Annotated in this window: 21 protein-coding genes; 16 read left to right on the top strand and 5 right to left on the bottom strand. The window is 68.8% G+C overall.

Annotated features, from left to right (window positions below; all coding sequences use genetic code 11):
• The first annotated feature begins 18 nt into the window (after positions 1-18).
• The 6 genes from M3195_RS02295 (at position 19) to M3195_RS02270 (ending at position 5,253) form a co-directional block, all read left to right on the top strand.
• Positions 19-1,452, top strand: coding sequence for a dihydrolipoyl dehydrogenase family protein (locus tag M3195_RS02295; protein ID WP_251584825.1), 1,434 nt, complete (start codon positions 19-21; stop codon positions 1,450-1,452).
• A 149-nt stretch (positions 1,453-1,601) separates the two neighbouring features.
• Positions 1,602-1,904 carry a DUF427 domain-containing protein gene (locus M3195_RS02290; protein ID WP_251584824.1) on the top strand — a complete coding sequence of 101 codons (303 nt, stop codon included), beginning with the start codon at positions 1,602-1,604 and terminating at the stop codon, positions 1,902-1,904.
• Between the two features lie 64 nt (positions 1,905-1,968).
• Positions 1,969-2,856, top strand: a complete 888-nt coding sequence (locus M3195_RS02285) for an ABC transporter ATP-binding protein (RefSeq protein ID WP_251584822.1) — start codon at positions 1,969-1,971, stop codon at positions 2,854-2,856.
• The gene (locus tag M3195_RS02280; protein ID WP_251584820.1) at positions 2,853-3,533 is read left to right on the top strand and encodes an ABC transporter permease; all 681 of its coding nucleotides are present in this window, start codon (positions 2,853-2,855) and stop codon (positions 3,531-3,533) included. Before M3195_RS02285 ends, M3195_RS02280 begins: the two co-directional genes overlap by 4 nt.
• A complete protein-coding gene (locus tag M3195_RS02275) occupies positions 3,530-4,264 on the top strand; it encodes an ABC transporter permease (protein ID WP_251584818.1) in 735 nt (244 codons plus the stop codon). The genes M3195_RS02280 and M3195_RS02275 overlap by 4 nt, the downstream gene beginning before the upstream one ends.
• Before the next feature lie 65 nt (positions 4,265-4,329).
• A complete protein-coding gene (locus tag M3195_RS02270; RefSeq protein WP_251584816.1) occupies positions 4,330-5,253 on the top strand; it encodes an ABC transporter substrate-binding protein in 924 nt (307 codons plus the stop codon).
• Between the two features lie 220 nt (positions 5,254-5,473).
• Here M3195_RS02270 and M3195_RS02265 read toward each other — a convergent pair whose 3' ends face one another.
• Positions 5,474-6,733, bottom strand: a complete 1,260-nt coding sequence (locus tag M3195_RS02265; protein WP_251584814.1) for an AI-2E family transporter — start codon at positions 6,731-6,733, stop codon at positions 5,474-5,476.
• 92 nt (positions 6,734-6,825) lie between these two features.
• On the opposite strand from M3195_RS02265, the gene M3195_RS02260 reads away from it, so the two are divergent.
• Positions 6,826-7,125 carry a chorismate mutase gene (locus tag M3195_RS02260; protein WP_251584812.1) on the top strand — a complete coding sequence of 100 codons (300 nt, stop codon included), beginning with the start codon at positions 6,826-6,828 and terminating at the stop codon, positions 7,123-7,125.
• Positions 7,126-7,261: 136 nt separating this feature from the next.
• Positions 7,262-8,416, top strand: coding sequence for an ROK family protein (locus M3195_RS02255; protein ID WP_251584810.1), 1,155 nt, complete (start codon positions 7,262-7,264; stop codon positions 8,414-8,416).
• Positions 8,417-8,443: 27 nt separating this feature from the next.
• Here M3195_RS02255 and M3195_RS02250 read toward each other — a convergent pair whose 3' ends face one another.
• On the bottom strand, positions 8,444-9,292 hold the full coding sequence (locus tag M3195_RS02250) for a phytanoyl-CoA dioxygenase family protein (protein WP_251584809.1): 849 nt from the start codon (positions 9,290-9,292) through the stop codon (positions 8,444-8,446).
• A gap of 93 nt (positions 9,293-9,385) precedes the next feature.
• On the opposite strand from M3195_RS02250, the gene M3195_RS02245 reads away from it, so the two are divergent.
• Positions 9,386-10,234 (top strand): helix-turn-helix transcriptional regulator, encoded by an 849-nt coding sequence (locus M3195_RS02245; protein ID WP_251584807.1) that lies wholly within the window; start codon positions 9,386-9,388, stop codon positions 10,232-10,234.
• A 22-nt stretch (positions 10,235-10,256) separates the two neighbouring features.
• On the opposite strand, the gene M3195_RS02240 is transcribed toward M3195_RS02245, so the two are convergent.
• Genes M3195_RS02240 through M3195_RS02230 form a run of 3 tightly spaced genes read right to left on the bottom strand, consistent with a single transcriptional unit; the run spans position 10,257 to position 13,424 of the window.
• Positions 10,257-11,177, bottom strand: a complete 921-nt coding sequence (locus M3195_RS02240) for a carbohydrate ABC transporter permease (protein WP_251584805.1) — start codon at positions 11,175-11,177, stop codon at positions 10,257-10,259.
• A 2-nt stretch (positions 11,178-11,179) separates the two neighbouring features.
• The gene (locus M3195_RS02235; protein WP_251584803.1) at positions 11,180-12,145 is read right to left on the bottom strand and encodes a carbohydrate ABC transporter permease; all 966 of its coding nucleotides are present in this window, start codon (positions 12,143-12,145) and stop codon (positions 11,180-11,182) included.
• A gap of 31 nt (positions 12,146-12,176) precedes the next feature.
• Positions 12,177-13,424: an extracellular solute-binding protein gene (locus M3195_RS02230; RefSeq protein WP_251584801.1), complete on the bottom strand. Its 1,248-nt coding sequence runs from the start codon at positions 13,422-13,424 to the stop codon at positions 12,177-12,179.
• 245 nt (positions 13,425-13,669) lie between these two features.
• Between M3195_RS02230 and M3195_RS02225 the strand changes: the two genes are divergently transcribed.
• The 7 genes from M3195_RS02225 (at position 13,670) to M3195_RS02195 (ending at position 18,702) form a co-directional block, all read left to right on the top strand.
• Positions 13,670-14,566, top strand: coding sequence for an SIS domain-containing protein (locus tag M3195_RS02225; RefSeq protein ID WP_251584799.1), 897 nt, complete (start codon positions 13,670-13,672; stop codon positions 14,564-14,566).
• A gap of 23 nt (positions 14,567-14,589) precedes the next feature.
• The gene (locus M3195_RS02220) at positions 14,590-15,552 is read left to right on the top strand and encodes an ROK family protein (RefSeq protein ID WP_251584797.1); all 963 of its coding nucleotides are present in this window, start codon (positions 14,590-14,592) and stop codon (positions 15,550-15,552) included.
• Entirely contained in the window at positions 15,549-16,490 is a 942-nt protein-coding gene (locus tag M3195_RS02215; RefSeq protein WP_251584796.1) for a 1-phosphofructokinase family hexose kinase, read from the top strand. Before M3195_RS02220 ends, M3195_RS02215 begins: the two co-directional genes overlap by 4 nt.
• Positions 16,487-17,332 carry a class II fructose-bisphosphate aldolase gene (locus M3195_RS02210; RefSeq protein ID WP_251584794.1) on the top strand — a complete coding sequence of 282 codons (846 nt, stop codon included), beginning with the start codon at positions 16,487-16,489 and terminating at the stop codon, positions 17,330-17,332. The genes M3195_RS02215 and M3195_RS02210 overlap by 4 nt, the downstream gene beginning before the upstream one ends.
• Before the next feature lie 4 nt (positions 17,333-17,336).
• Positions 17,337-18,116, top strand: coding sequence for a DeoR/GlpR family DNA-binding transcription regulator (locus M3195_RS02205; protein ID WP_251584792.1), 780 nt, complete (start codon positions 17,337-17,339; stop codon positions 18,114-18,116).
• A 71-nt stretch (positions 18,117-18,187) separates the two neighbouring features.
• A complete protein-coding gene (locus M3195_RS02200) occupies positions 18,188-18,451 on the top strand; it encodes a type II toxin-antitoxin system Phd/YefM family antitoxin (RefSeq protein WP_251584790.1) in 264 nt (87 codons plus the stop codon).
• Positions 18,448-18,702 (top strand): type II toxin-antitoxin system RelE family toxin, encoded by a 255-nt coding sequence (locus M3195_RS02195; RefSeq protein WP_251584788.1) that lies wholly within the window; start codon positions 18,448-18,450, stop codon positions 18,700-18,702. Before M3195_RS02200 ends, M3195_RS02195 begins: the two co-directional genes overlap by 4 nt.
• The last annotated feature ends 228 nt before the right edge of the window (positions 18,703-18,930 follow it).

The raw sequence follows: 18,930 nt of genomic DNA, 5'->3' as shown, positions 1-18,930 counted from the left end.
CACGGAGAGGGGCACCGCATGACTGCCGAGAACACCGACGAATACGACCTGATCGTCCTGGGCGGCGGACCGGTGGGCGAGAACGTCGCCGACCGGGCCGTGCAGGGCGGGCTCACCGCCATCATCGTGGAGAGCGAGCTCGTCGGAGGTGAGTGCTCCTACTGGGCGTGCATGCCGTCGAAGGCGCTGCTGCGTCCGGCACAGGCGCTCCGAGCGGCGAAGAAGGTCGGCGGCGCGGCCGAGGCCGTCACCGGCGACCTCGACGTGCGCGCGGTGTTCGATCGCCGCGGCTCGTTCACGAGCAACTGGTCCGACGACGGGCAAGTCGAGTGGCTCGACTCGGCCGGCATCGATCTGGCCCGCGGGCACGGACGGCTCACCGGCGAGCGAGAGGTCACGGTGACGGATGCCGACGGCGGAACGCGCGTGCTCCGCGCCCGTCACGCGGTCGCGATCAGTACGGGAACGGATGCCGCGGTGCCGCCGATCCCGGGTCTGCGCGAGGCCGAGCCGTGGACCAGCCGCGAGGCGACCAGCGCCGAAGAGCTGCCCGAATCGCTGGCCGTGATCGGCGGCGGCGTGGTGGCCGTCGAGATGGCGACCGTCTACGCGTCGCTGGGCACGAAGGTCACGGTCATCGCCCGCAGCGGCCTGCTCGGGTCGTTCGAGCCGTTCGCGGGTGAGCGGGTGGCCGCCGGGCTCGCCGAGCTCGGCGTCGACGTGCGCACGGACACCGGCACCACGAACGTCGCACGCACCGACGACGGGGTCGTGATCGACCTCTCCGACGGATCGGTCGTCACGACCGCCGAGGTGCTCGTCGCCACCGGACGCACCCCGCGCAGCGGCGACATCGGGCTCGACGTCGTCGGGCTCGAGCCCGGAAGGTACATCGAGGTCGACGACACCCTGCGTGTACCCGGCTCCGACTGGCTGTATGCCGTCGGCGACGTCAACGGCCGCGTGCTGCTGACCCACCAGGGCAAGTACCAGGCGCGCGCGGCGGGCGACGTGATCGCTGCACGCGCGAAGGGGGATGCCGTCGACGACGCGCCCTGGGGTCGTCACGTCGCGACCGCCGACCACGCCGCTGCGCCCCAGGTCACGTTCTCGTACCCCGAGGTCGCGTCGGTCGGGCTCACCGAGGCGGAGGCCCGAAAGGCCGGGCACGAGGTCGCTGCGGCCGACTACGACCTCGGAGCCGTCGCGGGCGCGAGCGTCTACGAGGACGGATTCGCGGGGCAGGCCCGCCTCGTGATCGACACCGAGCGCGATGTCGTGCTCGGCGCGACGTTCGTCGGACCCGAGGTCGCCGAGCTCGTGCAGGCGGCCACCGTGGCGGTCGTCGGCGAGGTGCCGATCTCGCGCCTGTGGCACGCGGTGCCCGCGTATCCGACCATCAGCGAGATCTGGCTGCGCCTGCTCGAGGAGTACGGCAGGCAGTCGGCCTGATCTCGGGCCCGGGGCCGGGCAATCCGTTCGGCCCCGCGCGCCGAACAGGCGAGGGGATTTGTTTCCCACATTGACGACCCCTCGCGCAACCCCGAGCGGATGTCGTACACCTCGGTTACGCTCATACCCACATCCCAGGAGGCAGGACCATGAAGGCTGTACTCGCAGGAACCGTCATCGCCGAAGCAGACGAGAGTGACCTCGCGCGCATCGAAGGCAACTGGTACTTCCCGCCCGCATCGATCACCGAGGGTGCGCTCGTCGAGAGCCCCACTCCGTACACGTGCCCGTGGAAGGGCGAAGCGCAGTACTACTCGGTGCAGGCCGGCGGCGAGCTGCACGAGGACTACGCGTGGTCCTACCCGACCCCGTACCCGTCGGCGTTCGATCGAGTCGGCAAGGACTTCTCCGGCTTCGTCGCGTTCGATCCCCGCGTGCAGATCGAAGCATGACATCCGTCTGCCGACGCCGGGGCGCCGATGCCCGACTCGTCGATCGACCGACCGGAGATGCGCCATGATCGAATTCCGCAACGTCACGAAGAAGTTCCCCGGCGGCGCCGTCGCCGTGAACGACTTCAGCCTGGTTCTCCCATCGAGAAAGACGACCGTCTTCGTCGGGTCGTCCGGATGCGGCAAGACCACCCTTCTCCGCATGATCAACCGCATGGTGGAGCCGACCTCGGGCGAGGTCGAGATCGACGGAGAAAGCGTTCTGACGGGCGATCCGGTCGCCCTGCGCCGCAGCATCGGATACGTGATGCAGAACTCCGGCCTCATGCCGCACTTCACGGTGATCGACAACGTCGCCACGGTCCTCCGCCTCAACGGCGTGAAGAAGGCCGACGCGCACAAGCGCTCGCGCGAGCTGCTCGACACCGTCGGCCTCGACCAGGCGCTCGCCGAGCGCTACCCGAGCCAGCTGTCCGGCGGTCAGCAGCAGCGCGTGGGTGTGGCCCGCGGCCTCGCGGCCGACCCGAACATCCTGCTCATGGACGAGCCGTTCGGCGCGGTGGACCCGATCGTGCGCGCCGACCTGCAGCAGGAGACCCTGCGTCTGCAGCATGAGCTCGACAAGACCGTCGTCTTCGTCACACATGACATCGACGAGGCCTTCCTGCTGGGAGACCAGGTGGTGATCCTCGACAAGGGCGCGCGCATCGTGCAGGTGGGCAGCCCGAGCGAGATCATCGAGAACCCGGCCGACGACTTCGTCGCCTCGTTCATCGGCGCCGACCGCGGCCGCCGTGCTCTGCACCTCAAGCAGACCCCGCACGGCACCGTCGTCGTCGACAGCGAGGGCCGCACGCAGGGCGCGATCGTGGCGGATGCCGAGACGTCCGACGGCCCGCTCTCCGGGCCCGACACGGCTGCCCTCGACGCGGTGCAGGGCGGTCACCCGTGAACTGGGTGGGCGACAACGTCGGGCTGATCCTCGATCTCACACTGGTGCACCTGCGCCAGAGCATCATCCCGATCGTGCTCGGTTTCGTGCTGTCGCTGCCGCTCGGGTGGGTCGCCTGGCGGTTCCGCCTCGTGCGCGGACCCATCATCGTCCTCACCGGCCTGCTCTACACGATCCCGTCGTTGGCGCTGTTGATCCTGCTGCCCGCGACGCTCGGGTACTCGGCCATCAGCGAGTCGAACCTCGTGATCGCGCTCACCATCTACGCGATCGCCATCCTCGTCCGCGCCGTCTCCGACGGCCTCGACTCGGTCGACGACGACGTGCGACAGGCGGCCACCGCGACCGGGTTCGCGTCGTTCCGCCGCTTCTGGGCCGTGGAGTTCCCGCTCGCCGGACCGGTGATCCTCGCCGGTCTGCGGGTCACCGCTGTGAGCACGATCTCGCTCGCGACGGTCGGCACCCTCATCGGCGTGACGAACCTCGGCTACCTGTTCACGAACGGCCTCGAGCGACGCATCATCGCTGAGGTCGTCGCCGGGGTGATCGCCGTGGTGATCATCGCCCTCGTCATCGACCTGATCCTGCTGCTGCTAGGACGCGCGCTCATGCCATGGACCCGCGCCGCGACGAAGTCGACCGCAGCCCGTGCCATCGCGGTGGGAGCTCCCGCATGAACCTCTTCGCCGAAGCCTTCGCCTGGATGTTCGCCCCCGAGCAGTGGACGGGCAACTACGCGCTGCCGACGCTCCTCGGCCAGCATCTCGCGCTCACCGCGATCTCGGTCCTCATCGCCGCGGCGATCGCGCTGCCGATCGGATGGCTCATCGGTCACACCGGCAAGGGGCGTGAGATCGCCGTCGCCGTCTCCGGTGCCGCGCGCGCGATCCCGGCGTTCGGTCTGCTGATCCTGCTCGTCCTCCTCCTCGGAGTCCTGCGGATCCCCGAGGCCGCCGTCATCACCTTCGTCCTGCTGGCGATCCCGTCGCTCCTCGCCGGTGCCTACACGGGACTCGAGGCCATCGACCGTCGGGTAGTCGACGCCGCGAAGTCGATGGGTATGACGGGATGGCAGGTCTTCTGGAAGGTCGAGGTGCCCCTGGGAATGCCTCTGCTGGTCGGCGGCATCCGATCGGCCCTGCTCCAGGTGATCGCCACGGTCACGATCGCCGCCTACGTCAACCTCGGCGGACTCGGGTACCCGATCATCCAGGGAATCCCGCTTCGTCGCTTCGACCAGGTGCTCGCGGGTGCTCTCCTCGTCGCGGTGCTCGCGCTCGTCGTCGACCTGATCCTCGCGGCGGTGCAGCACGCCGCCGTCCCGGCTGGGCTCCGCGCCGGGCGTCCGACACGGCGACGTGCCCGCGCGGACTCCGCCGCGACGGCATCCGCTCCCGCCACCGCCTGATCCGGCGGTTCGACTCACACGAACCCTTCGTCACACAGCAGCAGTACCCAGAGAAGAGGAATCCCATGTTCACAGCACGAGGCAAGCGCTCGGTCTTCGCCGTCGGCCTGGTCGCCGCGGCGGCTCTCGCCCTGTCGGCCTGCTCGTCGAGCAACCCGCTCGACGAGCCCAGCGACTCCGGCGACAGCTCGGGCAGCGGCGACACCATCGTCGTCGGCTCGCAGGCGTACTACTCCAACGAGATCATCGCCGAGATCTACGCGCAGGCGCTCGAGGCCGCCGGCTTCGACGTCGAGAAGAAGCTCAACATCGGCCAGCGCGATGCGTACATGCCCGACGTCGAGTCCGGTGCGATCAATGTCTTCCCGGAGTACACGGGCAGCCTGCTCGAGTATCTCTCTGACGACGAGGTCACCGTCACGAGCCCCGAGGACGTCTACAGCGCGCTGGGCGACGCATTGCCCGACAGCCTGACCGCCCTCGACTTCGCCGAGGCCACCGATCAGGACTCCTACACCGTGCTGAAGAGCTTCGCCGAGGAGAACGACCTGAAGACCATCGGCGACCTGAAGAACGTCTCGTCGCAGGTGACGATCGGTGCGGCGCCGGAGTTCGAGCAGCGTCCGTACAGCCCGGCTCGCGCGAAAGAGGTCTACGGCGTCGACCTGACGTTCTCGGCCACCGGCCAGACCACCCTGGAGTCGCTGCTCGCCGGCTCGATCCAGGTGGCCGACATCTACACCGCCGATCCGGCGTTCGAGACGGAGGACATCGTGGCTCTGGAGGACCCGGAGAACCTCATCATCTCGTCGAACGTCGTGCCGATCGTCTCGAGCGACATCGCAGATGACGTCTCGGACGTCCTGAACGAGATCAGCGCGAAGCTTACCGGTGAGGAGCTCGTCGCCCTCAACGTGCAGAGCACGGTCGACCAGAAGTCCTCGGCCGACATCGCCAAGCAGTGGCTCACCGACAACGACCTCATCTGAGTCGCAAGCCTGACGGAAGTGCCCGGGTCCCACGGCCCGGGCACTTCTGCGTCCCCGAGCCGAGATCTCCCCAGCCCCCGCGCCTACGTCGACACCCACCCCGCCCGTCGAAACCCACCCCGCCCGTCGAAACCCACCCCGCCCGACGTCGCTGGCGGTGGGCTTCGACGCGGATGGTGGGTCTCGACGGAGTGGAGGGACGAGGGAGGAAGAGCGCGGGTCAGATCCGGGCGTCCTGTCTCGGCACCCACACCTGCTTGATGATGATGAGGATGGATGCCGCGACCGGCACCGCCACGAGAGCACCGAGCAGCCCGAGCAGCGTTCCACCCGCGAGCGCGCCGATCACGACGAGCGAGCCGGGGATCGAGATCGCGCGGTTCATGACCCGAGGGGTGATGACGTACGCCTCGATCTGCATGTAGACGAGGTAGACGACCGCGAACACGAGTGCTGCGATCGGGTTCGTGAACAGGGCAAGGGTGGTGCCGATGATCCAGAACAGCACCGACCCGACGAGCGGGATGAGGGTGATGCAGAACGCGACCGTCGCCATGAGCGGCGGGAACGGCAGCCCCAGGAGCAGGTACAGGACGAGCGTCAGCACCGCGTTGCAGAACGCGAGGATCACCATCCCCATGACGTAGCCGCCGACCGAATCGGTGATCTGCTCTGTGATGTCCCTCGCGCGAGCCCGGTCACGGGCTGGGACGAGACGCAGCAGACCGGACTTGATGGTCGGCAGCGTGGCGACGAAGTACAGCGTGAGCACGAGCACGACGATGATGCCCGAGACGGCCGAGGCGATGCTCGCACCGACCTGCAGCGCTCCGCCGCCGATCACGGCGATGTTGCCTGGATCGGTGAGGAACTTCTGCACGTCGGCGACGAGATCCTCGAACTGGTCGCCGAACTGCCGCTCCAGCGTCGCGTAGATGTCGGAGCGGGTGAACTCGGCGATCATGCCGGGCACCGAGCGGATGAAGCTCGCGATCTGATCGACCACGATCGGCACCACCATCCACAGCAGCAGACCGGCGACGACGACGAGCGCGAGGATGACCGCGACCACCGACAGTGCTCGCGACAGGCCGCGGCGTTCGAGGAACCGCACCGATGGATCGAGGCCCAGAGCAGCGAAGAGCGCGAGCGCGATGTAGATCAGCACCGTGGAGAGGTTCGACAGGGCGAGGCCCAGCAGCACGGCGGTCAGTCCGCCGAGCGTAACGAGGAACCCGAACACGAACGGACGGTCGATGCGCGTCCAGATCGAGCGGCTGGGCGTCATGGGCTCGACGACCTTGACGGGCGCCGTGGCGAGCGTCGGGGCGGGCGAGGGCGCGGGCGTCGCCACGGCATCCGCCGCGCTGCCCGTCTCCGCCGAGGAAGCGCCGGAGTCCACCGTCGAGGAACCGTCATCCGCTCGGTCGGAAGCCCTGCCCTGTGCGCTCTCGGACCGGGGCCGCTCGTCGTCGCTCATGTGCTCACGATAGCGGCCGAGGATCGTGGCGCCCTTCGCATCCGACCTCGCCCGGCGGATCGTTCCGGCGCGTGTTTCCGTAGAGTAGGGGCATGACCGCCGCCGACGATCCCCGGGCTGAACTCCTCCGACTGCGCTCCAGCATCGACAACATCGACGCCGCTCTCATCTTCATGCTCGCCGAGCGGTTCCGGGCCACGCAGCAGGTCGGGCAGCTCAAGGCCGAGCACGAGATGCCCGCGTCCGATCCCGGCCGCGAGGAGCAGCAGGTCGCGAGGCTCCGTGCGCTCGCGGAAGAGGCCCATCTGGATCCGGAGTTCGCCGAGAAGTGGTTCAACTTCGTGGTGGCCGAGGTGATCCGTCACCACACCGAGGCGGCCGAGAGCCGATGACGGGTCTTCCGGGCGAGCGACGGTGTGTGCAGCACTCGCCCACCCGGAACCCGACTTAGTTCAGCGACTAAACTATGTAAGAGGGTACGCAGCCGAACCTCACCTGTCAACCGTTCTCCCGCGCAGGAAACGCCTCATGCTCTACGCCGACGACACACTCGACACGCAGGCAGCGGTTCGGCGTGCGAACCTGCGTCGCGCGCTGCAGCTCGTGTTCGACACCCCGGGGACTCAGACGCGCGCGGGCATCTCCCGCGCCACCGGGCTCACCGCAGCGACCGCGTCATCGCTCGTCGCCGAACTCATCGAGGAGCGCGTGATCGTCGAGGGCGCGCAGGCCGCGAGCACGGGCGGAAAGCGCGCCACCACCCTCGACATCGACGACGAGCATCATCTGCTCCTCGTCGTGATCCTGCGCCCCACCGATGCGCGGATCAGTCTGCTCTCTCTCGCGGGCGGAGAGATCGACGCGCGCCGGGTGGACTTCACGGCAGAGACACGCGAGCGGATGCTGACGACCGCCCTCGCCGCCGTGGCAGAGCAGTACGGCTCTCGGCTCCTCATCGCCGCGGTGCAGCTGCCCGGCACGACCGACGGACGCGCCGTGCTCGAGAGCGTGCAGCTCGACTGGCGCGACGTTCCGCTCGCGGAGCGACTGGAGGCCGTACTCGATGCGCCGGTGTTGCTCGTTAACGACGTGGACGCCGAGGCCATCGCTGAGGCCGCAGCCGACGGCCCCCGCTCGGGTCACCGCCTCTTCATCCACGTCGGCGGGGGCATCGGCGCGGCCGTCACCCTCGACGGCGAGCTGGCCCCGGGGCCCCGCCAACGCGCCGGCGAGATCGGTCACGTCCAGGTGGTCTTCGGCGATGCCGCGCGCGCCTGCCGCTGCGGTCGAACGGGTTGCCTGGAGTCCGCCGCCGCGCTCGGACCGATGCTCGGCGACGAATTCTCCGACGCGCTCGACGTCGACCGGATCAGGGCACTCGTCGCCCACGCTGATCAACGCGCTCTCGACGAGGGAGCCCGAGCGTTGGCACGGGCGATCAAGCTCCTCAGCGCGCTCCTCGACCCCGCGGAGATCGTGATCGGCGGACCGGGTGCCGTGCTCGGCGACCGCTTCCTCGATCTGGTCCGCACCGAGACCGACTATGCGGCGACGGGAACCGCGCAGGTCCCCGTCCGGTACGCCGACCCCGCGATCTCGCTCGCGGCCGGGCCCGCGCAGGCCGCATTGACGGCATCCCTCGGAGTGCGGTGGATGCCGCAGCAGGTGCCACGGCATCCATGATCGCCCCGCGGGGGATCCGCGACCCGCTCAGAGGCCGTCGCCCTCGAACCAGTGCTCCTGCCAGCGCCAATCGATGGGATCGGAGACCCGCTGGTAGCGGATGTCGGTGGAGAGGCGGATGCGCGATCGCGGGTCGACGTTGTCGGTCGACGCGTGCACGATGTGGGCCGAGTGCACCATGACGTCACCGGCCCGATAGTCGGCGACCAGCCAGCGGGCATCGTAGTCCTCCGCCAGCGACGGGAGGTCGGCGGTGATCGACGCAGCCGGCATCCGCAGCGTCCCGGCGCGTTCCTGCGCCATCACGCGATGGTGACTGCCCTCGAGGTAGGCGAGGCCACCGGTCTCGACCGCGCAGTCGCCGAGCGGAATCCACATCGACAGCACCCGGTCGGTCCCTTCGTGCAGGTACACGAGGTCGTAGTGCGCCTGCGTTGCCGTGCCGATGCCGCTCTCGCCGGGCCGCGTGTGTCGGATGATGCGTCGCTTGTGCAGGTGCACGTCGTCTCCTAGGAACCACTGGAACCAGCCGCGGATCGACGGGTGAGTCGTCAGAGCCGCGTACCTGTCGCCCGGCACGATGTCGTCGAACAGCAGCCGGCGGGTGAGCGCGGGATCGACGGGACCTCCCGCGTCGACGCCGTCGTGAGCGCCGTCGGCGTCGACGAGACCCGTGGGGGCGAGGGTCTCGAAGTAGTACCGACGGAAGTCCTCGACGAGGCCGGCGTCGAGGTGCTGGCTGAGGAAGAGGTAGCCGTCCCGCCGCAGGCGCTGCCACAGCGCTTCCCGGTCGCCGCGTTCGCCGGCGGGGACGACGTCGAGCCGTCCGAGCCGAGCCGGGCTCTCGTCGAGGGTGTAGCCGTTCGAGGTGATCATGCGTCGAGTCTTCTCGCGCTAGCACGATCAGGCCATGCAATCCGGCGAAATGTGGTTGTACTTTCGCGGTTCCGTGAGAACACTAGGAGGATTATGCAGAACTGGGCGATCTACGCTGCTCCCGCTCGCACGCTCGCGGACGTGACGATCGCGTGTCTCGGGGCCGGCGAATACTCCGGTCGGAACGAGGGATTCCGTGACCGGCAGCTGCGATCGCACGCGGCCGTGGTGGTCAGCGAGGGAAGCGGGTGGTACTCCAGTCCGCTGACAGGTGACGTGCGGATCGATGCGCCCTCTCTGCTGTGGCTCTTCCCCGGGGTGGTGCACGGGTACGGCCCGCTTCGCTCCGGGTGGACCGAGCACTGGGTGCTGTTCTCGGGGGCGGCCACCCGAGCTCTGGATGAGCTGGGCGCGTGGCGGCGCACGAAGCCCATCGTCCCGCTCTTCCGGGTTCCCGCTTCGCTCCGGTCGACCTTCGATCGTCTGCACTCCGACCTCGTCGACAGCGGATCCGCCGCCGCCCTGCGTGCCTCCGCTGCCGGCTACGCGTGGATCGCCGAGCTCGCCGCGATCACCATGCCCGCCTCGGCGCCCGATCTCATCGAGGCGTTCACCCGGGGTGCGGCGCGGCAGATCCCGATGGAGACGCGCGCGCGGGAGCTCGGCCTCAGCGTCGGCCAGTTGCGCGCGGCCGCCGTCGCGGCGACAGGGCACACACCCCTGCAACTCCTCATCGACTCGCGGCTCGCGCGGGCGCAGTCGCTGCTGGTCGAGACGGATCTCGAGGTCGGCGCGATCGCTCGGCAGGTGGGCTTCGAGGATCCGTCGTACTTCTCACGGCAGTTCACGCAGCGGCTCGGTCGTTCGCCGAGCATGTTCCGCGACGAGCAGAGGCGGATGCCGATATCCGCCGGTCTGCAGCCGGAGCAGGTTCTGCGGTGAGAGAAGTGACGTGCCTCGCGCGCTACTTCACGCTGCCGGCGGTGAGACCGCCGACGAGCCGCTTCTCGATGAGCATGAAGAGGATGACGACGGGCAGGATCGCCACGATCGAGACGCCGAACACGTACTGCCAGCTCGTCTCGTACTGACCGACGAACTTCGTGAGCGCGACCGACAGGGGCTGATTCTTGTCGGTGGAGAGGATGACGAGCGAGGCGGCGAACTCGTTCCAGCAGGCGACGAACGTGAACACGATCGCCGTCACGATGCCGGGCCAGACCAGCGGCAGATTGATCTTGAAGAGCACGGTGAAGCGTCCGGCGCCGTCGATCTGCGCGGCCTCGTCGACCTCCTTCGGGATGCCGGCGAAGAAGGAGTGCATGATCCACACCGCGAACGACAGGTTGAACGCCGCGTTGATGAAGATCATGGCCGCCCAGGTGTCGCCGAGGCCGAGGGTGGTGAACTGACGGAACAGACCCGACGTCAGCACGGCGGGCTGCAGCATCTGCGTGACGATCACGAGGAACAGGAACACCATGCGGCCGGGGAACCGGAACCGCGCCGTGTAGTACGCCGCGGGCAGCGACACGAGCAGCACCAGCAGGGTCGCGAACACCGCGATGATGATCGTCGAGATCAGGTTGTACGGCAGCGGCGTCTCGGGGGTCGACCACATCGAGATGTAGTTCTCCCAGTGCCACTCGACGGGGAGATAGGTCGGGTCGACCGAGCGGATCTGCGGTTTGGTCTTCACGCTGCCGAAGAACATGATCAGGTACGGCAGCACGAAGATCGCGAGCACGAGGAAGCCGGCGGCGGTGCGCAGGATGACGCGCGGCAGCGTGACCTGGTCCTCGGTGTACCGGCGCTTGCGGCCGGGGATGCGTGGGGCGGGCGTCGAGCCGGCGGTGGTGACCAGGGCGGTCTCGGTCAGGGTCACGATCAGACCTCCTTCATGGGCTTGACGGCCTTGACGTAGATCGCGACGATCACGATCACGATGAGGAAGGCCACGACCGACAGAGCGCTCGCGACGTCGACCTTCTTCTGCAGCTCGATGTACTTGAAGATCATCGTCATGATCGTGTCGGCGCCGTAGCCGGGGATCGACCCGGTCATCACCTTGAGGATCGGCAGCGAGTTGAAGACGTTGATGATGTTGATGAGCACGGCGACGGCGAGGGCGCTGCGCAGCTGGGGCAGCACGATCGACCAGTACGTGCGCGCGGGTCCGGCGCCGTCCATCTTCGCGGCCTCGATGGCATCGGCGGGCACCGACTGGAGTCCGGCGAGGATCGTGTAAGTCGTGAACGGCAGCGACACGAAGATCGCGATGACGATCGACCACGCGAATGCGGTGGCGGGGTTCTTCGTCCACCCGTAGCCCACGGCATCGTCGGACAGACCGATGTCGTAGAGGAACTTGTTGAACACCCCGAAGTACGGCTCGAGGCTGTAGTAGAAGACCATCGTCGTCATGACGACCGAGGCCGCCCAGGGCACGATCACGGCCATGCGCACGATCTGCCGCCCGGGGAAGGCCTTGTTGAGGATCTGCGCGAGCCCGAGCGAGATGATCACGGTGAACGCGACGACCACGACGACCCACACGATCGTGCGGAACAGGATCGGCCAGAATTCCGCGAATCCGAACACCGTCGCGAAGTTGTCGAACCCGACCGAGCCCTTGTCGAGGCCCGAGAGCGAGATGTCGCGCGTGGAGTTGTAGAACATGACCCCTGCGGGGAAGAAGACGACCCCGACGATGAGCACGAGGGCCGGTGCGATCCAGGGCAGCGCCTGGAGAAGGTCCTTGCCCCGGGACCGCGCGCGCGGCGCGGAGCCCGAGGGGCGGGGGCGGCCGGTGGCCGCCCCCGCGAGGGTCTGGGACTCTGTGGTCTGGCTCATGGGAATCCCCGAACCTCTCCTTCCGCGGGGCTCAGCCCGCGTCGACCTGCGCCTGGATCTCGGTGAGCACGTCCTGCGCCGGCTTCGTCTGCAACTGACCGAACAGCGACTTGAACGCCCCGTCGGTCGCCGACCACTTCGGGTTCGTCGACGGGTAGAACTGCGCGTCGGGCAGCACCTCGAGGAACGGCGCGAGCGCCTCCTCACCCGACAGCTGCTCGGCCCCCGACTTGGTGACGGGCAGGAAGCCCTCCGCCTGCACCCACGGCACGTACACGTCGGCCGAGTAGTAGTAGTCGAAGAACTTGGTGATCGCCTCCTGCTTGTCGCCGTCGTTCTGGAAGGCCATCAGCTGGTCCATGACGCCGAGCGTGAACGGCGAGCCGTCCTTGGTCGGGATCGGGACGATGGAGTAGTCCAGCTCGGGGTTGCCCTCTTCGATCTGACCGACCGTGGGCGGCAGTCCCACCTGCATACCGATCTTGCCCTGGATGAAGATGTCCATCAGCGGCGACCGCTGCGTGGAGCCCGGGTCGGCCTGAGTGGCCCCGGCGTCGATCATCTTCTTGATCTGCTCGGCTCCGGTGAGGTTCTCCGGGGTGTCGATCGTGATCTCCGAGGCGTCGCCGAACGAGCCGCCGCCGCCCCACAGCCACACCGCCGCCTCGGCCTGAGCCTCCTCGGACCCGAGGGGCATGCCGTAGCCGGCGATGCCGCCGCCGAGCGCCGAGACCTTGGTCGCGGCATCCAGCAGCTCGTCCCACGTCTTGGGGGCCTCGGTCACGCCCGCCTGCTGCAGCAGTGTGTTGTTCACGAACAGGGCGCGCGCCGATGCGATCAGCGGGAGCGCGTAGGCGGTGCCGTCGACCTCGGCGTTCGCGATGAACGCGTCCTGGAAGTCGGCGAGGGTGTCCTCCGACACGACGTCCGAGACCGGGTACAGCAGCTCATCGCCGACGAAGCCGGCGAACGGACCGCCGTTGTAGATGTCGGGCGCCTCGCCGGCCTGGATCTTGGTCGAGATGACCTTCTCGAGGTTGTCCCAGGACTGCACCTCGAGGTCGACCGTGATGTCGGGGTTCTCCTTCTCGAACCCGTCGATCACGTCTTCCCACAGGCCCTTGGTCGCGTCGGAGTAGCTCGGGACGAGCAGGCTCAGGGTGTTCGCGTCGTCTCCGCCGCCGCCCCCTCCCGAAGAACCACCGAAACCGCAGGAGGTGAGCGTGAGTGTGGCGGTTGCCGCGAGTGCGACGGCGCCGAATCGCAGTGACTTCTTCATCTGTGTGGCATTCCTCACTGTGTCAGGAACCGCTCGGATGGAGCGGAGGGTCGCACAGCCGCGAATACAGCACGCGACAGTGCGTGGTCGCCTCTCCGGAGGATCGGCGTGGAGTTGTTCGATTATTTGTCAGGCGAATAAACAAATCAAGGAGAATATTGCTGAGGCTCTCGATAGCGCCATACTATGATTGAAACCGCCTTTAAAAAATCACAAACGTGCATCAAACGAACGACGGAGATCCCATGACCGAGACTCTTCCCGGCGCACACATGCGCGCAGAACTCACCTCGCAGCCCGAGACCTGGGCGCGCGCGGTCGCCATGCGCGACGAGCAGGCGCTGCTTCCGGAGGCGGGTGCCCGCCTCGCCGTCATCGGGTGCGGCACCTCGTGGTTCATGGCGCAGGCGTACGCGGCGCTCCGCGAGGGGTCGGGCCAGGGCGAGACCGACGCCTTCGCGGCATCCGAGGCCTTCGTCGACCGCGGCTACGACGCCGTCGTGGCACTGACCCGCTCGGGCACGACCACCGAGGTGCTCGAACTCGTCGAGCGCGTGCGCGGGCGCGTCCGCGTCATCGGAGTCATCGGCGACGAGACCTCTCCGCTCGTGTCCCTCGTCGACGAGGCCGTGCTGCTGCCCTTCGCCGACGAGAAGTCCGTGGTGCAGACGCGCTTCGCGACGACCGCACTCGCCCTCTTCCGCGCATCGCTCGGCGAGGATCTCACGTCCGCGATCGAGGATGCTGCTGCCGCGCTCGCCGCAGACGACGGCGCCGAGCTGGGGGATGCCGAGCAGTACACCTTCCTCGGTCGCGGCTGGACGGTCGGTCTCGCGCACGAGGCGGCGCTGAAGATGCGCGAGTCGTCGCAGTCGTGGACGGAGTCGTACGCCTCGATGGAGTACCGGCACGGTCCGATCGCGATCGCCGCTCCGGGGCGCGTGACCTGGCAGTTCGGCGAGGCGCCCGAGGGGCTGGCCGCACAGGTCGAGGCCACCGGGGCGCGTTTCGTGCAGCATCCGATCGACCCCCTTGCCGACCTCGTGCGTCTGCACCGCGTCGCTCTCGACCGTGCGGTCGCCAGGGGCCTGGAGCCTGACCAGCCGCGCAACCTCACGCGATCCGTCATCCTGGATGCATGACGTCAGCGGCACCGGAGCACCCCATGACCACGTCTGACGTCGGGGCCGTCGAACGCCCCGGCGCCACGCGATCGCTGGGGGCGGGTGCTCCGGTGCTCGCGTTCGACGTCGGCGGGACAGACATCAAGTCGGCCCTCTTCGACGCCGACGGCACGGCGCTCGATCTTCGGCGAACCCCGACGCCGGGCGCGACCGGCGACCGCACGGCCGCGATCATCGAGCGCCTGGGCGTGCTCGCCGCGGAGTACCGCGCGGCTTTCCCCTCGATCGAGCCGCGAGCGGTCGGGCTCGTCGTGCCCGGCATCGTCGATCCCGACGCAGGGCTCGGCGTCTTCGCGAGCAACATGGGCTGGCGTGACAGCCCGATCCGAGACCTGGCGTCCGCCCGACTCGGTCTGTCGGTCGCCTTCGACCACGATGTGCGGGCGGCGAGCTGGGCCGAGCATGTGCTCGGCGGAGCGCGGGCCTACGACGACTCGGTCGTGCTCGTGATCGGCACCGGCATCGCTGGCGCGCTGATCATCGGCGGCGTCCCGTACACCGCGGGCGGATACGCGGGAGAGATCGGCCATTCCCCGATCGCCGACGGCCCGATCTGCCCGTGCGGCGCGCGCGGATGCCTCGAGGCCGTCGCGTCGGCCGGCGCGATCACCCGTCGGTACGCCGAGGCAACCGGCGTCGTTCCCGACGGTGCGAAGGATGTCATCGCCCGGGCCGCTGCCGGCGATTCGGTCGCCGCCGAGATCTGGGAGTCGGCGCTCGACGCGCTCGCCCTCTCGCTCGCTCAGCTCACCGCGGTGATCGCTCCTCAGGCGATCGTGATCGGCGGCGGGCTCTCGCGCGCGGGCGGTGCCCTGTTCGATGAACTCCGCCACCGCCTCGCTGCACGACTCAGTTTCCACCGCATCCCCGACCTGGTCCCCGCCCAGCTCTCCGGCAACGCCGGCATCCTCGGCGCCGCCCTTCGCGCACGGGAGCTCGCATGATCCTCACCGTCACCCCGAACCCGGCCCTCGACCTCACCTGGCGGGTCGACCGTCTGACGATCGGCGCGACCCACAGGGCGGATGCCGGGGCCGCGCGCGCCGGCGGCAAGGGACTCAACGTCGCGCGGGTGGCCCACGCGCAGGGTGCGTCGGCTCTCGCCCTCACGACAGCGGGCGGGCGCCCCGGCATCGCGTTCTCGGCCGAGCTCGCCGCGAGCGGCGTGCCGCACAGGGTGGTACCCGTCGCGGCGGCGACGCGGCAGAGCGTCGCGATCGTCGACGACGAGCTCGGCGACACCACGATCATCAACGAGCGCGGCGTGAATCCGACCGACCAGGAATGGGCGGCGCTGTTCGGCGAGGTCGTCGACGCCCTGTCGAGCGCGCGCGTGCTCGTCATCTCCGGGAGCCTGCCGCCCGGTGCCCCCGAGTCCTTCGTCCCGCTGCTGATCGGCACGGCCCGTGACGCGGGTGTGCCGACGATCGTCGACACGTCGGGCGCGGCGCTCGTGCGCGCGGCGGATGCCGGAGCATCCGTCCTCAAGCCCAACGCCGTCGAGCTCGTCGAGGCCACGGGCATCGCCGACCCGGTCGACGGTGCGCGGTCGCTCATCGCGCGCGGCGTCGAGCTGGTGCTGCTCTCGCTCGGCGCCGACGGGATGCTCGCTGTGACGGCATCCGAGGTCCTGCACGCCCGTCTCGACGCACCTCTCGCCGGCAATCCCACCGGAGCGGGCGATGCCGGCGTCGCCGCGTGCGCCGTGCTCTACGCCGACGGCGTGCGCGACCCCGAGACCGTCCTGCGGCGAGCCACGGCGTGGTCGGCCGCCGCGGTCGTGATGCCGCTCGCCGGAGAGATCTCCGACGACTGGCGCACGCTCGAAGAGCGTCTCGTCGTCGCTCCGCACACGTCCACCCTCCGAGAGGATTCACCGTGACACTCGTCTCCGCCCGCGAACTGGTGACGGATGCTGCGACCCGCGGCACCGGAATCGGCGCGTTCAACGTCATCCATCTGGAGACCGCCGAGGGCCTCGTGCGCGCGGCGGAAGCCGCCCAGCTGCCGGTGATCCTGCAGATCTCGCAGAACTGCGCCGACTACCACGGCGGACTCGAGCCGATCTCGCTGGCGACGCTCGCCCTCGCCCGCCGCGCTGCCGTGCCCGTGGCTGTGCACCTCGACCACGCCGAGCGCCGCGAGCTCGTCGACGAGGCCGTCGATCTCGGCTTCGGCTCGGTCATGTTCGACGGGGGAGCGCTGCCCTACGACGAGAACGTCGCGCTCACCGCAGCCGTCGTCGAACGCGCCCACCGCGCCGGCGTGTTCGTCGAGGGGGAGTTGGGCGAGGTCGGCGGCAAGGACGGCGCGCATGCTCCGGGCGTCCGCACCGATCCCGAGGAGGCCAGGGCCTTCGTCGCGGCGACCGGCGTCGACGCGCTCGCCGTCGCGGTCGGATCGTCGCACGCGATGACCGATCGCACGGCAGCCCTCGATCTCGACCTGATCTCGCGACTGAGATCCGCGCTCGACGTGCCGCTCGTGCTGCACGGCTCCTCCGGCGTCGCCGACGATGTGATCGCGGCCGCGGTGCGCGCGGGCATGACGAAGATCAACGTCTCCACGCACCTCAACGGTTTCTTCACCCGCGCCGTCCGCGAGATGCTCGCTGCCGATGAGGGGCTCGTCGATTCGCGCAAGTACCTCGCGCCCGCGCGCGACGCCCTCGCCGCAGAGGCGGATCGGATGCTCCGACTGTTCGCTCTCGCTCCGGCGGGCTGAGCGCATGAACCGCGCCGCCCGACTATCTGCGATCCTCGACCTGCTGGCCGCCGACGGCGAGGTCACGGTCGACGACCTCGTCGAGCGCTTCGGCGCCTCCGCCGCCACGATCCGACGCGATCTCGACAGCCTCGCCGAGCAGCGACTGCTCACCCGCACGCACGGCGGAGCCGTCGCACATTCGGTCGCCTATGAGCTGCCGGTTCGCTACAAGAGTCACCTGCGGACCAGGCAGAAGGAGAGCATCGCCCGAGCTGCTGCGGGGCTCGTGTCGCCGGGGATGGTCGTCGGTCTCTCAGGCGGCACGACCACCACGGCGATCGCCGCGGCTCTCGCCGCGCGCGCCGACCTCACCGATGGTCCGGGGATCACGGTCGTCACGAACGCCGTGAACATCGCCGCGCAGCTCGCGACGCGCCCCGACATCAAGGTCGTGGTGACGGGCGGCGTCATCCATTCGCGCAGCTACGAGCTCGTCGGACCGTTCGTGGAACAGCTGCTGCGAGGGGTGCGACTCGACGTGGCGTTCATCGGCGTCAACGCGGTGGACCCCGCCGAAGGCGCCAGGACCGACGACGAGCGGGAGGCGGCCGTCAACAGCGTGATGGCGCAGCGCGCACAGCGTGCCGTGATCGTCGCCGATTCGTCGAAGGTCGGAGCCGGATCGTTCGCGTCGATCGGCGGGGCGGATCTCTTCCAGACCCTCATCACGGATGACGGACTCTCGTCCGCCATGCGGGACGATTTCACGTCGGCGGGGTACCGCGTCATCGTCGTGGAGTGACCGCTGCCGCGAATGTTGTACGTTTCGCACCACCTTGCCCAGTAACGTACATTGTGCAGTATTCTCAAGTCATGAGCGAGATCGCGATTACGGAGGCTCGGGGACGACTGGCGTCGATCATCGATGAGGCGCGCACGGAACCGGTCTACCTCACGCGCCGCAATCGTGCGGTAGCGGCGGTCGTCGACTCCTCGTTTCTCGAGAAGCTGCTCGAGGATGCCGAGGAGCTCGCCGACATCAGGGCTGTCGACGAGGCCTGGGACGAGACTCAACGCCTTCAGGAGACACCGATTCCATGGGAGGACGTCAAGCGGGACCTCGGATTGGTGCAGTGACCTACAAGCTTCAGGTACTTCCCATCGCGGCTCGCGCGATCCGAAAGCTGCCGCCTGAGGCGAAGCGTCGGATCCAAGGCGTCATCGAGACGCTCGCAGAAGAGCCGCGCCCGCCAGCGGCGAGGAAGCTCACGGGCCGCCCCGAATGGCGTGTGCGAAGTGGCGACTACCGGGTGCTCTACCGCATTGAGGATCAGATCCTCACGGTGGTGGTCGTGCACGCCGGCCACCGGCGTGAGGTGTATCGCTGACCGTCCGATCGCTTCCGCTCTGAGTGACCGGTGCCGCGACGGGGTCCCCGCCCGTCGCGGCATCCGGCCGACCCTGCCCTCGTCGACGGATGGTGGGGATGCCGCGACCCCTCACGCGACATCCCCGAGGTAGATGGTGTCCCTGTCGTCTCTCGCGCTCCCCAGCGCACGAGATTCCCCATTTTCCGACTGCGCCTCCCTCGCGCTTCGCTTCCGAAGCCCTTCGCA

It is taken from the genome of Microbacterium hydrocarbonoxydans (assembly GCF_023715885.1).
GTDB lineage: Bacteria > Actinomycetota > Actinomycetes > Actinomycetales > Microbacteriaceae > Microbacterium > Microbacterium hydrocarbonoxydans_C.
Note: the sequence above shows the minus strand (reverse complement) of the source record. Positions and strands in the feature narration are given on the sequence as shown.

What these genes read in the sequence shown, in the direction of transcription:
- M3195_RS02225 (WP_251584799.1), top strand. Translation starts at nt 13,670, where the DNA reads ATGACCGAGACTCTTCCCGGCGCACACATGCGCGCAGAACTCACCTCG.
- M3195_RS02245 (WP_251584807.1), top strand. Translation starts at nt 9,386, where the DNA reads ATGCAGAACTGGGCGATCTACGCTGCTCCCGCTCGCACGCTCGCGGAC.
- M3195_RS02250 (WP_251584809.1), bottom strand. Translation starts at nt 9,292, where the DNA reads ATGATCACCTCGAACGGCTACACCCTCGACGAGAGCCCGGCTCGGCTC.
- M3195_RS02295 (WP_251584825.1), top strand. Translation starts at nt 19, where the DNA reads ATGACTGCCGAGAACACCGACGAATACGACCTGATCGTCCTGGGCGGC.
- M3195_RS02205 (WP_251584792.1), top strand. Translation starts at nt 17,337, where the DNA reads ATGAACCGCGCCGCCCGACTATCTGCGATCCTCGACCTGCTGGCCGCC.
- M3195_RS02275 (WP_251584818.1), top strand. Translation starts at nt 3,530, where the DNA reads ATGAACCTCTTCGCCGAAGCCTTCGCCTGGATGTTCGCCCCCGAGCAG.
- M3195_RS02265 (WP_251584814.1), bottom strand. Translation starts at nt 6,733, where the DNA reads ATGAGCGACGACGAGCGGCCCCGGTCCGAGAGCGCACAGGGCAGGGCT.
- M3195_RS02285 (WP_251584822.1), top strand. Translation starts at nt 1,969, where the DNA reads ATGATCGAATTCCGCAACGTCACGAAGAAGTTCCCCGGCGGCGCCGTC.
- M3195_RS02230 (WP_251584801.1), bottom strand. Translation starts at nt 13,424, where the DNA reads ATGAAGAAGTCACTGCGATTCGGCGCCGTCGCACTCGCGGCAACCGCC.
- M3195_RS02270 (WP_251584816.1), top strand. Translation starts at nt 4,330, where the DNA reads ATGTTCACAGCACGAGGCAAGCGCTCGGTCTTCGCCGTCGGCCTGGTC.
- M3195_RS02215 (WP_251584796.1), top strand. Translation starts at nt 15,549, where the DNA reads ATGATCCTCACCGTCACCCCGAACCCGGCCCTCGACCTCACCTGGCGG.
- M3195_RS02255 (WP_251584810.1), top strand. Translation starts at nt 7,262, where the DNA reads ATGCTCTACGCCGACGACACACTCGACACGCAGGCAGCGGTTCGGCGT.
- M3195_RS02235 (WP_251584803.1), bottom strand. Translation starts at nt 12,145, where the DNA reads ATGAGCCAGACCACAGAGTCCCAGACCCTCGCGGGGGCGGCCACCGGC.
- M3195_RS02260 (WP_251584812.1), top strand. Translation starts at nt 6,826, where the DNA reads ATGACCGCCGCCGACGATCCCCGGGCTGAACTCCTCCGACTGCGCTCC.
- M3195_RS02290 (WP_251584824.1), top strand. Translation starts at nt 1,602, where the DNA reads ATGAAGGCTGTACTCGCAGGAACCGTCATCGCCGAAGCAGACGAGAGT.
- M3195_RS02200 (WP_251584790.1), top strand. Translation starts at nt 18,188, where the DNA reads ATGAGCGAGATCGCGATTACGGAGGCTCGGGGACGACTGGCGTCGATC.
- M3195_RS02220 (WP_251584797.1), top strand. Translation starts at nt 14,590, where the DNA reads ATGACCACGTCTGACGTCGGGGCCGTCGAACGCCCCGGCGCCACGCGA.